This window comes from Streptomyces canus, assembly GCF_001514145.1.
GTDB classification, from domain to species: Bacteria; Actinomycetota; Actinomycetes; order Streptomycetales; family Streptomycetaceae; genus Streptomyces; species Streptomyces canus.
The window spans coordinates 569,453-581,020 of record NZ_KQ948658.1 but is presented as its reverse complement, the minus strand read 5'-3'; the positions used below and the strand labels follow the sequence as shown (position 1 = coordinate 581,020).

General features: G+C 69.1%; 12 protein-coding genes. 5 read left to right on the top strand and 7 right to left on the bottom strand.

The annotated features are described in order from the left end of the window. Positions 1-70: 70 nt before the first annotated feature. Positions 71-949, top strand: a complete 879-nt coding sequence (locus AQJ46_RS12005; RefSeq protein WP_159064016.1) for a hypothetical protein — start codon at positions 71-73, stop codon at positions 947-949. Between the two features lie 178 nt (positions 950-1,127). On the opposite strand, the gene AQJ46_RS12000 is transcribed toward AQJ46_RS12005, so the two are convergent. Continuing rightward, positions 1,128-1,508 (bottom strand): RICIN domain-containing protein, encoded by a 381-nt coding sequence (locus AQJ46_RS12000; RefSeq protein ID WP_225887306.1) that lies wholly within the window; start codon positions 1,506-1,508, stop codon positions 1,128-1,130. Positions 1,509-1,772: 264 nt separating this feature from the next. Then, a complete protein-coding gene (locus tag AQJ46_RS11995; RefSeq protein WP_059205539.1) occupies positions 1,773-2,648 on the bottom strand; it encodes a helix-turn-helix transcriptional regulator in 876 nt (291 codons plus the stop codon). A gap of 307 nt (positions 2,649-2,955) precedes the next feature. Between AQJ46_RS11995 and AQJ46_RS11990 the strand changes: the two genes are divergently transcribed. The 3 genes from AQJ46_RS11990 to AQJ46_RS11980 all read left to right on the top strand — a co-directional run bounded on the left by AQJ46_RS11990 (position 2,956) and on the right by AQJ46_RS11980 (position 6,152). Further along, positions 2,956-3,831: a helix-turn-helix transcriptional regulator gene (locus AQJ46_RS11990; RefSeq protein ID WP_059205538.1), complete on the top strand. Its 876-nt coding sequence runs from the start codon at positions 2,956-2,958 to the stop codon at positions 3,829-3,831. A 561-nt stretch (positions 3,832-4,392) separates the two neighbouring features. Then, entirely contained in the window at positions 4,393-5,232 is an 840-nt protein-coding gene (locus tag AQJ46_RS11985; protein ID WP_059205537.1) for an SDR family NAD(P)-dependent oxidoreductase, read from the top strand. Positions 5,233-5,369: 137 nt separating this feature from the next. Beyond that, positions 5,370-6,152 carry an SDR family oxidoreductase gene (locus tag AQJ46_RS11980; protein WP_208616916.1) on the top strand — a complete coding sequence of 261 codons (783 nt, stop codon included), beginning with the start codon at positions 5,370-5,372 and terminating at the stop codon, positions 6,150-6,152. 195 nt (positions 6,153-6,347) lie between these two features. Here the strand turns inward: AQJ46_RS11980 and AQJ46_RS11975 are convergent, their stop codons facing one another. From AQJ46_RS11975 to AQJ46_RS11955, 5 genes are all read right to left on the bottom strand, one after another. Beyond that, entirely contained in the window at positions 6,348-6,956 is a 609-nt protein-coding gene (locus AQJ46_RS11975; RefSeq protein WP_059205535.1) for an FG-GAP repeat domain-containing protein, read from the bottom strand. Between the two features lie 303 nt (positions 6,957-7,259). Next, positions 7,260-7,730, bottom strand: a complete 471-nt coding sequence (locus AQJ46_RS55415) for a cation:proton antiporter (protein ID WP_059205534.1) — start codon at positions 7,728-7,730, stop codon at positions 7,260-7,262. 120 nt (positions 7,731-7,850) lie between these two features. Beyond that, positions 7,851-8,231, bottom strand: coding sequence for an MFS transporter (locus AQJ46_RS11965; RefSeq protein ID WP_059205533.1), 381 nt, complete (start codon positions 8,229-8,231; stop codon positions 7,851-7,853). 138 nt (positions 8,232-8,369) lie between these two features. After that, entirely contained in the window at positions 8,370-9,761 is a 1,392-nt protein-coding gene (locus AQJ46_RS11960) for an amidohydrolase family protein (protein ID WP_059205532.1), read from the bottom strand. 202 nt (positions 9,762-9,963) lie between these two features. Beyond that, a complete protein-coding gene (locus tag AQJ46_RS11955) occupies positions 9,964-10,719 on the bottom strand; it encodes an Atu4866 domain-containing protein (RefSeq protein WP_059205531.1) in 756 nt (251 codons plus the stop codon). Between the two features lie 351 nt (positions 10,720-11,070). On the opposite strand from AQJ46_RS11955, the gene AQJ46_RS11950 reads away from it, so the two are divergent. Beyond that, positions 11,071-11,349, top strand: coding sequence for an Atu4866 domain-containing protein (locus AQJ46_RS11950; RefSeq protein ID WP_059205530.1), 279 nt, complete (start codon positions 11,071-11,073; stop codon positions 11,347-11,349). The last annotated feature ends 219 nt before the right edge of the window (positions 11,350-11,568 follow it).

The following is an 11,568-nucleotide window of genomic DNA, read 5'->3' as shown; positions in this document are numbered from 1 at the left end:
GCACAAAGGCAGGTGTTCCGGGTCGGGCGCCCGTGCCCCTTCGGACGGCCCCACGAGAGAGGAGTCGGCGATGAGCACATCGACGCACCGGCACCGGCCCCGGAAACCGGCGCAAGACCGTCCGCGCGGCAGCCGCAGCGGCCGACGCCGCACAGCCGCCTCCGCCCGCCCGGCAGCCCGGGCGGCCATGGCACGCCGTAGCGTGCCGCTCCAGCTGATCACCGTTGCCGCGCTGGTGGCTGCGGCCGCCATCACCGCAGCGGTCCTGCTGCCCGCCATGCGGCACGGCCGGCCACCCACTCAACCGGCTCCACCGGCCACGGCTGTCGTGGCCACGATCGACGGCCAGCCCATTCCGGTGCGGGAGTTCGCCCTCTACCTCGGCCAGGAGAGGGCCGCGACCTTCACCCACTTCCGGCAGAGGTTCGGCACCGCGGACGGCCCTCACTTCTGGACCACTCCCCACGATGGCCAGACACCCGCCTCATACCTCCGCGAGCGGGCACTCGCCGACGTCACCCGGGCCACCGTCGAGCTGAACCTGGCCCACCAGTTCGGTCTGGTGGCGGATTCCGGGTACGGCTCCTTCCTGCACAACTGGGAGAGGGAGAACGCCCGTCGCCGACATGCCGTAGCCGCTCACCAGGTCATCTACGGCCCAGTGCAGTACACCGAGTCGAACTACTTCACCTACGTCCTGAACAACCTCGCCGCCGCCCTCCGGGACAGGCTCACCGACACGCGGGCCATCACCACGCCGGACAGCGCCCTCAGGTCCTACTTCACAGCCCACCGCGGCGACTTCCCGCACCAGTCGTTCGCCTCTGCACAAGAAGAGGTCCGCCAGGCGTACGTCCTGGACCGCTACCGGGCGTTGATCGAACGCCTCACAGGATCGGCTCACGTCCGCACGTACCACAGCGTGTTCGACGCCGTCCCGGTCACCTGATTCACCGACATCTCCGCGGCGGCCCCACAAGCGCAAGGAATCCTCATTGGCACCGGGCAACCCGGATCGACAGGGCCTCGGTCCCGGCCCGGCTGATGATCCGCGCGAGCACCGGAGCGCCGCCGGCCTCGCCGTAGGGCGAAGCGCGACGGCGCTGACGGTTCCGATCAGTGTCGAGTCAGTGCTCCGAGTCAATGGCCGAGGCAACAGGTGCCGGCGTCAGTTCCTGGTCCCCTGCTGGTTGCTGCCGCCGTTGCAGTACCAGCCATCGACCGCCGTGCCGTTGCCGGTGCCCGCTCCGGCCGCGTCCAGGCAGAGTGCCGCGGTTTGCGACGCTGGTCATGGAGAGGTCCGCGTTCACGCTCCACTGCTGTGCCGCCGCGCCGGTGCAGTCGGTGATGACCACGGGGTCCCCCGCCGTGGCTCCGGTGCCTCCCACCGTCATGCACGTGTTGCCGTGGACGGTGAGTTGCTTGTCCGTGTCCCAGTCCCAGGACTGGTTACCGCCGGCGTTGCAGTCCAATGGTCGAGATGGGTGCCGTGGGTTTCCGCAGGTCACAGCCCTGCACAGGTGGGGCGGGTGGGACTCGAACCCACGGCCGACGGATTATGAGTCCTTTGAGGATCTTGGCGGCCCTTGTCGACCTACGCTCATCTTTGCCGTTTTCTCAGGTCAGATGGGGTTTGACGCCGTATCTCTTCCCTGTCCTTGTCGGTCTTTTCCGATCCTTGTGTCCAACCTGCGTCCAGAACGCGTCCAGGAAGGACAAACACGGCGATGAAGGCCGCGTTGCCTCCATCGCCGCTCACATGCTCATGTTCACTACGACTGCTCGCTGACGGCGAGGTCGACCGCGGGCCCGGCCGCCGGGGTCTGCTTCGGCTGGGCGGCCATGGCCCTGAGCGTCTCGAAGGCGGCGGCCGTCGGGCTGGCCGGTTCGGCTTGGTAGACCACCAGTTGCTGGTGCGGGTCTCCGTTGACGGTGAACGCCGCGAATTTGATGTGCAGGTCTCCGACGTCGGGGTGTTTGAGGTGCTTGCCTTCCTGGGACTTGCTCTTGACCTCGTGCATCTGCCAGATCCCGGCGAACTCCTCGCTCTGGACGGACAGTTCCGCCACGACTTCGGCGATGCGAGCCGATTCGGGGTCGTGGCCGTAGGCGGCCCTGATCTCGGCGACGCAGGAGTGCGCGGCTCGCTCCCATTCCTGGTAGAACTCGCGCCCGGCGGGGTCGACGAACACCATGCGGGCGAGGTTGTCGAACTTCTCGAACCCGCCGTGGAGGGCCCTGGCGAGGGAGTTGGCCGCCATGATGTCGAGGGCCGGGCCCACGACGAAGGCCGGAGTGTGGTCCCATCCGTCCATCAGCTGCAACAGCTGCTGGCTGACGTCCGTCTCTCCCCAGTCGCGCGGGCGTTGCGAGGCGGTGAGGCAGAGACGGTTGAGATGGTCGGCAGCCTCCGCGTCCAGTTTCAGCGCCTGCGCCACGGCATCGAGGACCTGCGGCGAGGGACTGTTCTCGCGTCCTTGTTCCAGCCTGATGTAGTAGTCGGAGCTGACTCCGGCGAGCAGTGCGACTTCCTCTCTGCGCAGTCCCGGCACCCGGCGTCGCCCGTGTTCGGGAAGACCGACGTCGTGTGGCTTCAGGGCTTCTCGGCGGGCTCTGAGGAAATCACCCAAAGGTGTCCCATTGCTCATGCGGCAAGACTAGATGCTTTTCAGCCGACGGGAGCTTCGGGCTTCACACCATGACGCCAGGCCGAAAGCTCTTCACACAGGGTAGCCGCGTGCTTGTTTGGTGTGATTTCCGGCCTCGTGGCGGGCGGGGCCGGTCGGCCGGGGACTGCAGAGGGGCCCTGGCTACTCGGACGTCACCCTCGCGAGGCGCCCGTGCGGACTCCCGGCGTCGCCGCGCGTCTTCCACATCGGGGGCCCGTGATCCTGGGTGTAACGCACCCACCGTCGGCCGACCTTTGCCTGGCGTTCTCCGCCTAGCCTTGGCGGCATGGACAACAACACACACCCTGGCCCGGTTGGAGGGCTGGGTCAGTTCCTCCGCTCCCGCAGAGAGCGCCTGAGTCCTGCCGCGGCAGGACTGTCCGGCGCGGGCCGGCGAAAGGTGCCCGGCCTGCGGCGGGACGAGGTCGCGACACTCGCAGGTGTCAGCCTGAGCTACTACAGCCGACTGGAGCAGGGCCGTGAACTCGGCCCCTCGCACAGGGTGCTGGAGGCCATCGCCCGCGCACTGCGTCTCGGGGACGAGGACAAGAGGGAACTGCTCCGTCTGGCCCAGCCGACAGCCCGCCGCACGAAGTCTCCCTCCCGGGTCGAGCGGGTCCGCCCGCACCTGCGGCAACTGATCGAGAGCTGGACCCGGACTCCGGCCTTCATCATCGGCCACGCCCAGGACCTGCTGGCCACCAACGCCTTGGCTGACGCTCTCTACCGCGACTTCGCGCAGCACGACAACGTACTGCGCATGCTTTTCCTGGACCCCGCGGCGAAGACCTTCTACCGGAACCCGGAGCGGGCCCGTGATCGTGCGGTCGCCGACCTTCAGCAGACCGCCGCGAGCGCGCCGGAGGATCCTCGCATCCTGGAGCTGGTCGGTGAACTGTCGGTGCGCAGCGGTGAGTTCCGCTCGCTATGGGCACGCGAGTACACCCGGGTCCCGCCCTATGAGGTCAAGCAGATTCACCACTCCGTCGTGGGAGACCTGGAGTTGAGGCACGAGGCCCTCAACATCCGCAGCGTCCCGGGACAGCAGCTCATCATCCTGCAGGCCGAGCCGGGCTCAGCCGCCGCCGACGGTCTGGCCCTGCTGGGCTCCCTCAGCGCACCCGAGGCACCTCACCAGCAGAATCCCGGACGCGGCGCCTGAACCAGGAGACCGCCGGAACACCGTCTCCCGCTCGGGACACGCGTGTACGCCGGCGGGACCGGCACGCGCCCCACCCCGGACTGCTGCCGCTCATTCCTCACTCCTACCCCGGAATTCCGGACGGGAGATCGCCAGAAGTCCGTACCTAGCCGGGGTTCCGGCGAATCGAGAGCCCACTCTCACACGTTTTCCGCGTCCTCGCGTGCGGCTTTTCGACCATTTCCCGGCCTTTCCGTTTGCGCATAATTCCCAGGGTGCCGACGGTATGCCTCTTGCGCGCTGTGAGCCGCTGTTTCTGCGTGCGTCTGATCTGCTGGGGCGGGCGGCTGCGGTCCTGGGAGGGTGCAGTCCGTGGCTGAGCCGCTTGCTGCTGCGACTGGGCGCCGTGGCCCCGCTGGTGGCCGCGCGGCCTTCGGTGCTTCGCCGGAGGTGCGCCTCGTCCTCCTAGGTGTGGGACTCCCAGGAAAAACGCAGCCTTCATAGGTCCGTAGCGGGCGGGCACACTCGAATACGTCAACAGGAAATCCCCGAACAGGGGAAGCGACGAAAGAGGTTTTCCCCATGGCTACGTGGTTTGTCACCGGCGCCTCCCGTGGAATCGGTGCGGAAATCGCCCGCGCTGCTCTGGCAGGGGGTAACAATGTCGTGGTCGCCGTACGGAACCCGGAACGCGTGCCGGACGATCTGAAGAACTCGGACAAGGTCTTCGCGGTCGCCCTGGACGTCACGGACAACAAAAGCATCCCGCAGGCGGTCGATGCCGCCGTGGACCGATTCGGCGGCATCGACGTGCTGGTGAACAACGCGGGCCGCGGCCTGCTCGGCGCGCTGGAGGAGATCACCGACGCGGAGGCCCGGTCGCTGTTCGACCTCAACGTCTTCGGTCTGATCAACGTCACCCGCGCCGTGCTGCCCGTCATGCGCAAGCAGGGTTCGGGTCGGCTGGTGCACATCGGTTCCCGCTCCGGTTTCGAGGGCGAGCCGGGTGTCAGCCTGTACTGCGCGTCGAAGTTCGCCGTCGCCGGCATCAGCGAGGCGCTCTCCGCCGAGATGGCGCCGTTCGGGATCCAGTCGATGGTCGTCGAGCCGGGCGTCTTCCGCACCGACTTCCTCGACGCCAGCTCCCTGTCGGTCGCCGCGGACCGCATCGCCGACTACGACGACACCCCCGCGCACGTGACGCTGGACTGGATCGACAAGGCCAACCACGCCCAGCTCGGCGACCCCGTCAAGGGCGCCGCACTCATCGTCGAGGTCGCCTCCACCGAGAAGCTGCCCACCCACCTCTACCTCGGGCGCGACACCCTGGAGCGGCTGGACGTCAAGTACCAGCAGGTGCAGGACGACCTCGCCCCGTGGCGCGAGAAGTCCGCCGCCACCGCCCACGGCGACGCCGCCTGACACACCTCCGGGCGCCCTCGCCTTCGGGCGCCCGCAGCCCTCTCAAGCAGCCCGGCCGGTCGGAAACACCTGGCCGGCCGGGCACCGCACCGACTCTCCCCACCTCCGAGCCTTCCGATCGAAGAGATTGAGGTTTTGTGATGTCCGCTGCTCTGCTCACCGGCACGCCCCTGGCCGGTCGTGTCGCCGTCGTCTCCGGCGCCTCCAGCGGCATGGGCGCCGTCACCGCCGAGCGCCTGGCCGAACTCGGCGCCACCGTGGTCGTGCTCGCCCGCCGCAAGGACAAGCTCGACGGTGTCGTCAAGGCCATCGAGGCCGCCGGCGGCACCGCGCTCGCCCTGGCCGTCGACGTCACCGACCGCGCCGCCGTCCAGAGCGCCGCCGACCAGGTCGCCGCCCGCTTCGGCAAGGCCGACCTCGTGTTCAACAACGCCGGCGTTCAGCTCATCTCCGGCATCGAGGAACTCAAGGTCGACGAATGGCAGCGCCAGATCGACCTCAACATCAGCGGCCTGATGAACGTGATTGCCGCGTTCCTCCCGCACCTGACGGAGTCCACCGCCCAGGGCAGGCCCGCCGACCTGATCAACACCTCGTCCATCGCGGCCACCCGCATCCTGGAGAAGTTCTCCATCTACTCCGGCACCAAGGCGTACATCAGCCACCTCACCCGGCTGCTCCGCGTCGAACTCGGCCCGAAGATGGTCCGCGTGGCCACCATCGAGCCCGGCATGGTCGAGACGGAACTGCCCGACCACGTCACCGACCCGGACGCCTCCAAGCTGATGGCCGACCTCATCCACGACATCGACTGCCTGCAGTCCGCCGACATCGCGGAGACCGTCGCCTTCATGGCCGCCGTCCCCCGCCACGTCAACCTCACCGAGATCACCATCATGCCCACCGCCCAGGCCATCTGACGTCCGTCCCGTCATGGCGGAGACGGGCGACTGGAGAGCTGCCGACGCTCCTCCGAGTCTCAGCGGTCCGGCACAGATGTGGTCACGGCTGGCTGTCGGGTGCCGTGCGGACGTCGGGCAGGACGGGGAAGGGAGCCGGAGGACCATGCCTGCCAGGGAGGGGCCACCCCCTCGCGCACCGGCGCAGGCACCGGTTCAGCCCTGGTTACCGGCCTTCGGGCACTGCGGGTAGAAGGTGCGCAGGCCGGATTTGGGCATGTTGCTCGGGGTCTGGTCGTCAGTCTGGTCCGCGTAGACGCGGTGCCTGCTGGTGTCGGCGGTGCCGTCGGCGAGTCCTGTGTCCTTATCGCCGAGGCGCGCTTCCGTTTGATAGACGCCGTCGCCTGCGTAGGAGAACACCGCCAGGTCGGGGTACGGGTCGTGATCGTAGTCGGCCACGGCGATGCCGCGCGTCTCGCCGAGGTCGAGTTGCCGTATGTGCTGTCCCCTGCCGGAGGCCGAGAAGGGACCCGAGATCAGCTCGTCCACGGTCGGCTCGATCGCGTCGTCTCCCTGGTTCTGTCCAGTGGCCACAACCACCAGGTCGCTCCACCCGTCGCCGTCGAAGTCGGCCACGGTGGCCAGCACGTCCTTCTCGTCGCTGCCGGACGAGCCGACCAGCTTCCTCACCCCCACCGGAGTCCCGTACCCGGCCTTCTCGCCGAACGCGACGGTGAGTTGATCACCAGTGTGGGAGGGGTCGGAGACGCGGTCGGTGAGGCCGTCGCCGTCGATGTCGGCCAGCAGATCGCCAGATGCTGTCACGCACGAGGGGACCGAGGGGCTGCCCGTGGGATGGGGAGGTGCCCCTGCACCGGCCTCCCCGCAGGCGCCGAGCAGGACCGCCGCTGTCGCCAGGGCAGCGGACCGTATGAACAGCGGTGCACGCCCGCGTGGATGGCTCGTTGTCTGCGTCTGCATGAATGTGGCAGGCACCTTTCAGGCGGCCGGGGTGATCGGCTGAGGCTGCGAGCGTAGACGGATGCGCGGCACGGGAAAGGACCGATCTCTGAGCCGCATGGGCTCCACCGTTGCTCTTCTAGGAGTTGGCGGGGTCGTCCAGGGACGTCACTGCCGTTGGGTAGTTCGTCTTCCTTGCCAGACGATGTCGTCGATTCGGCCGGTGTCGCGCAGGTCGGTCAGCGTCTTGTGCTTGACCTGGACCAGGGCGAGTTCGAGTTGTCGCATGTCCTCTTGGCGGCGCGCGGTGGCGGGCGCGGGGGCCATACGGTCTTCGATGTCCTGGACCATGCGCAGGGTGTCCGCTTCGGGGATACCGAACTGCCGTCCCAGCTCGGGGAGGGCGCGCAGTGCGGCACTGCTCATGTGGCAGCGGGTGAGGGCGAGTTCCGCGGTCTTGTCCTCGATCTGGGGGAAGCGGGCGCGGCGGACGACGGCCGGCAGTGTGGGGCCGAGGAGTGTGCGGGTGACGACGATGACGACGGCCGTGATGAACACGACGGCGTCGCGTTGCCCGACAACGTGTCCCTCGCCGTCGTCACCTGCGGCCTGGTCACCGCCCGGTTCGGCCCGCGTCATCGGGTCCGACGCCCGCCTCCAGGCCACCGCCTTCTGGGAAGTGACCAGCTACCTGCTCAACGACCCCGGACACATGCAGGAGTTCGGCGGGCAGATAGGCGAGGGACGGAGTGGCGACGCTCAGCACACTGTGCAGCAGCACCGTGGGCAGGTCGGGGCGACGCTGACGGCCAGAGTGGCCGCGGTGGCGGCCACGAGCCCGGCGGTGATCACGGCACGCGATCCGTAGCGGTCCGAGAGGGGACCGGCGAGGAGGAATCCACCGGCGTAGGCGAAGCCGAACGCCGTCGCGGCCCAGGTGACCTGCTCCGGTGTGGTGCCCAGTGCGGTGGCCATGGGGTGCAGCAGGGCCAGCACGGTGTACATCTGGCCGACCATCAGGACGCCGAGTGCGGTCAGCAGGGCGATGGTCGGGGCGGCGGGCGCCCAGGTCGGTGGTTGGTCCGGTGTGCTGGTCCCGGCTGTGTGCCGGGGGGAATGGGTGGGAGCGGGGTGGGACATGGGAACTCCAGGCGAGGGGCGTCTGGTTGCCGCCCCGTGTGTCTGCGCGCGGCCCGATCGGCTGATGAGCGTCACAGGGATGCGATGGGTGCCCCCGGCCGTGGAGGGACGGTCGGGGGACGTTGAGGGGAGGGGCGCTCAAGCGGCGGGAGTGTTGAGCACGTACTCGCGTGAGGCGTGCACCTCGCTGCGCAGGGCCGTCAGGTCGACGTCGAGGACCTGTCCGTCCCACTTGCGGGGCTCGCCGTCGACAAGGACGGCACTGATGTTGCGGGCGTCGGAGCCGAGCACGATCGTGCCGATGGGGTCGTTGAGGGGCATGTTGTTGAGATCTTCGGCCTGGATGACCAGCAGGTCGGCCTTCTTGCCCGGGGTGAGTGAGCCGGTGACGGCGGCCAGGCCGTTGGTGCGGGCGCCCTGGAGGGTGGCGAAGTCGAGGACATCGTGGGTGGTGATGCGAGAGGGCTGCTGGTCGGTGCCGTAGGCGGCGTTGACCGCGCGCATCCGCTGGATGGCGTGCAGGGCCCGCATCTGGGTGAACATGTCGCTGGCCAGGGCGACTTCGACGTCGATGCTCAGTCCGGGGCGGATGCCGACGGACAGGGCCTCGTCGACGGCGGGGATGGCGGTCTCCAGGCCGATCTGTGCGTCGGACGTGGGGGCCAGGGCGACCGTGGTGCCGGTCTCCCCCATCGCCTTCCATGCCTCGGACGTCAGTCCGGTGGAGTGGATGAGGGTGACGTCGGGGCCGAGGACGCCGTCCTTGGCCCAGCGCAGGACCGCCTCGGAGCCGGACGTGCCGAAGACGGCGTCCACGCTCACTCCGATGCCCAACTCCTTGGCGACGCGGGCGAGTTCGGGGCCGTAGGCGAGGGCCGGTCCGGCGATCTCGTCGGTGGCCAGGGTCGCCAGACGCAGCGTGAGCAGCTGGTCGTCGCTGCTGAAGTACTGCCCCTTGACGCGGGTGAGGTCGCCGGGCCACTGCCGGTCCCAGTCGCCGAAGTGCGGGCCCATGGAGGCGTGCACGCCGCGGATGCCGGTGTCGACGAGGGCCTCGATGGCGGCGTCGGAGTGTTCGCGGGTGCGGGAGTTGTGGGAGAAGTCGAGCATGGTCGTGATGCCGCTGTCGATCGCGGTCAGGGCTGCCAGTCTGGTGCCGATGTACATGTCCTCGGGCCGGTAGACGGTGGCGTAGCCGGCCAGGGTGGCCATGACGTAGCCGCCGAGGTCGTCGACGTCCGGCATGATCCGGCGCAGCTGGGCCTCCCAGGCGTGCCGGTGCGTGTCCACGAAACCGGGGGTCAGGATCGTGCCGGCGGCGTCGACAACCAGCGCATCACCGGCGTCGAGGGCGCGGCCGACGGCGGTGATCGTGTCGCCCTCGACGAGGAGGTCGCCGGCGTCGATGACGCCGAGGTCGGGGTCCATGGTGACGATGGTCGCGCCGGTGAACAGGATGCGCCGCCGGTCGGCGGGCCGGCGCCGGAGCTCTTCGAGCACGGCCGCACTGGTGGTGTCGTTGACGTTCATGAGAGGTCTTCTTTCCGTACGGCGGACAGGGCCGGGAAGATGGGCCGTCCGCTGGAGAGGGCTGTGAGGGTGGGTCGCCGGGGGCGGCCGAGGCTGCTCGAACACCAGCCTCGATCGCGCCCGTTACGGCAACCGGGCCGCTGTTTCCCCAGGTGTCGCGCACCCAGGGTCGGGACCGTCAGCGCGCCGACCGGGGGGAAGGTCAGCCGAGCTTCATGACGTAGCCCGCGTGGTGGAGTTCGTCGCCCTGGAACTCTCCGTAGGCCCAGAAGCCGAGGTCGTCCAGGTAGTCGATGCGGTCGCCGTCGATCCAGTACCGGCCCTGGTAGGCGTGGCGGCGCCCGCCCCGGGTCTCGTCGTAGCGGCCGTCGGCGGTGAGCTCCTGGTGCAGGAAGTCGTGTCTGTCGATCCAGACGCCGACGCGCGGGCTGCCGGTCAGATCCTCGGCGGCCGGGATGCCCGCCTCGGGAGCGGTGGCCCGGCCGGGGACGTCGGTCCCGGCCCACAGGACCGGCCGGCCGGCCGCGACGAGCGCCCGGACCTGCTCCGGCGAGGTCATGAGCGCGGCCACGGCACTCGGCACGTCGGCGGCGAAGTCGTCGGGTATGACCAGGAAGTCGGTGGTGTTGCCCGGAGTCAGCGTCGCGACGTACTCCGAGCGGTGGCCACGGCCGCCGGCCAGCGCGACGGTGTCGACGACGGCGGGGGCGATGGTCAGTCCGGTGCAGTCGACGACGATGGCGTTGTCGTCGCCCGCGGCGGTGATGATGCCCGGGCCGACACCCACGAGCAGGGAGCCGACGAACAGAAGGTCGGCGTCGGTCATGGTCCCGATCAGCGGGTCCATCGTCAGGATGCGGGCGTTGGTGAACAGGATGGGCCGCCCCTCGTCGTTCGAGAGGATCTCGTCGAGGGCCTCGGGGTTCCAACGCACAGTGCCGGTGTCGGTGATGGTCATTGCGTGCTCCTAGGTGGAGTCGCCTCATCGGTGTCCCCGCTGCGCGAAACGAGCGCGCCGGTTCAGGTCCGAGGCGAGAGTTCGGCAGCTGCAGCGGCTGCCTGACCACCAGGTTCGTCGCGCGGCGGATTCGGAACCAGGCCGCCGTTATCCCAGGTGTCCGGCACCCACGATCCGTCCCGGCGCCTACGACCGCGGAGGCCATGGGGAAGGCCCAGGACGGCACGCTTCGCCGCCGCACGGCATGAAGAGACCAGTCGCTCGCGAAGCTGGGTGCGCGGCACCCAGGAAGCCCTCACCTGGGGAGACGGCGGCCTGGTTGCCACCGGCCGCCGGGGCGATCGTAGAGCCATGACCAGCAACGACACGCCCCGCGACCCGCACCCGTACGTCGGGATGTGGGTGACCGCCGACGGACACATCCGTCAGGAACTGCTGCCCGACGGCCGCTACGACGAAGCCCGCGGCAGCCGCCAGAGCGCCTACACCGGCAGCTACACCGTGACCGGCAACCACATCGACTACGTCGACGACACCGGCTTCACCGCCACCGGCGACGTCCGCGACGGCGTCCTCTTCCACGAGCACCTGGTGCTTTACCGCAAGGGCGACGAGCACACCCGGCAGTGAGCCTGACCATGGCCAAGGTCCACCTGCCGGTGACCGCCTCCGCCTGGATGGAGCGACCCCTTCCGTTTCCCCGCGTCCTGCCGGCGTCCCGAATTGGGCTTCCCAGCCACTCACGGAGGCCACCTGCGGCGACTTCCCGGGCCGCGAGCCGAGACATCTGTGCAGGTCAGAGCAGTTCGGACGCTCTTTGGTGGCAACACCGTCGAACTCGCGAGCAGC

Excerpts from the sequence above, each read along its gene's own strand:
- AQJ46_RS12005 (WP_159064016.1), top strand. The coding sequence starts at position 71 with ATGAGCACATCGACGCACCGGCACCGGCCCCGGAAACCGGCGCAAGAC.
- AQJ46_RS11995 (WP_059205539.1), bottom strand. The coding sequence starts at position 2,648 with ATGAGCAATGGGACACCTTTGGGTGATTTCCTCAGAGCCCGCCGAGAA.
- AQJ46_RS11990 (WP_059205538.1), top strand. The coding sequence starts at position 2,956 with ATGGACAACAACACACACCCTGGCCCGGTTGGAGGGCTGGGTCAGTTC.
- AQJ46_RS11985 (WP_059205537.1), top strand. The coding sequence starts at position 4,393 with ATGGCTACGTGGTTTGTCACCGGCGCCTCCCGTGGAATCGGTGCGGAA.
- AQJ46_RS55415 (WP_059205534.1), bottom strand. The coding sequence starts at position 7,730 with ATGACGCGGGCCGAACCGGGCGGTGACCAGGCCGCAGGTGACGACGGC.
- AQJ46_RS11965 (WP_059205533.1), bottom strand. The coding sequence starts at position 8,231 with ATGTCCCACCCCGCTCCCACCCATTCCCCCCGGCACACAGCCGGGACC.
- AQJ46_RS11960 (WP_059205532.1), bottom strand. The coding sequence starts at position 9,761 with ATGAACGTCAACGACACCACCAGTGCGGCCGTGCTCGAAGAGCTCCGG.
- AQJ46_RS11955 (WP_059205531.1), bottom strand. The coding sequence starts at position 10,719 with ATGACCATCACCGACACCGGCACTGTGCGTTGGAACCCCGAGGCCCTC.
- AQJ46_RS11950 (WP_059205530.1), top strand. The coding sequence starts at position 11,071 with ATGACCAGCAACGACACGCCCCGCGACCCGCACCCGTACGTCGGGATG.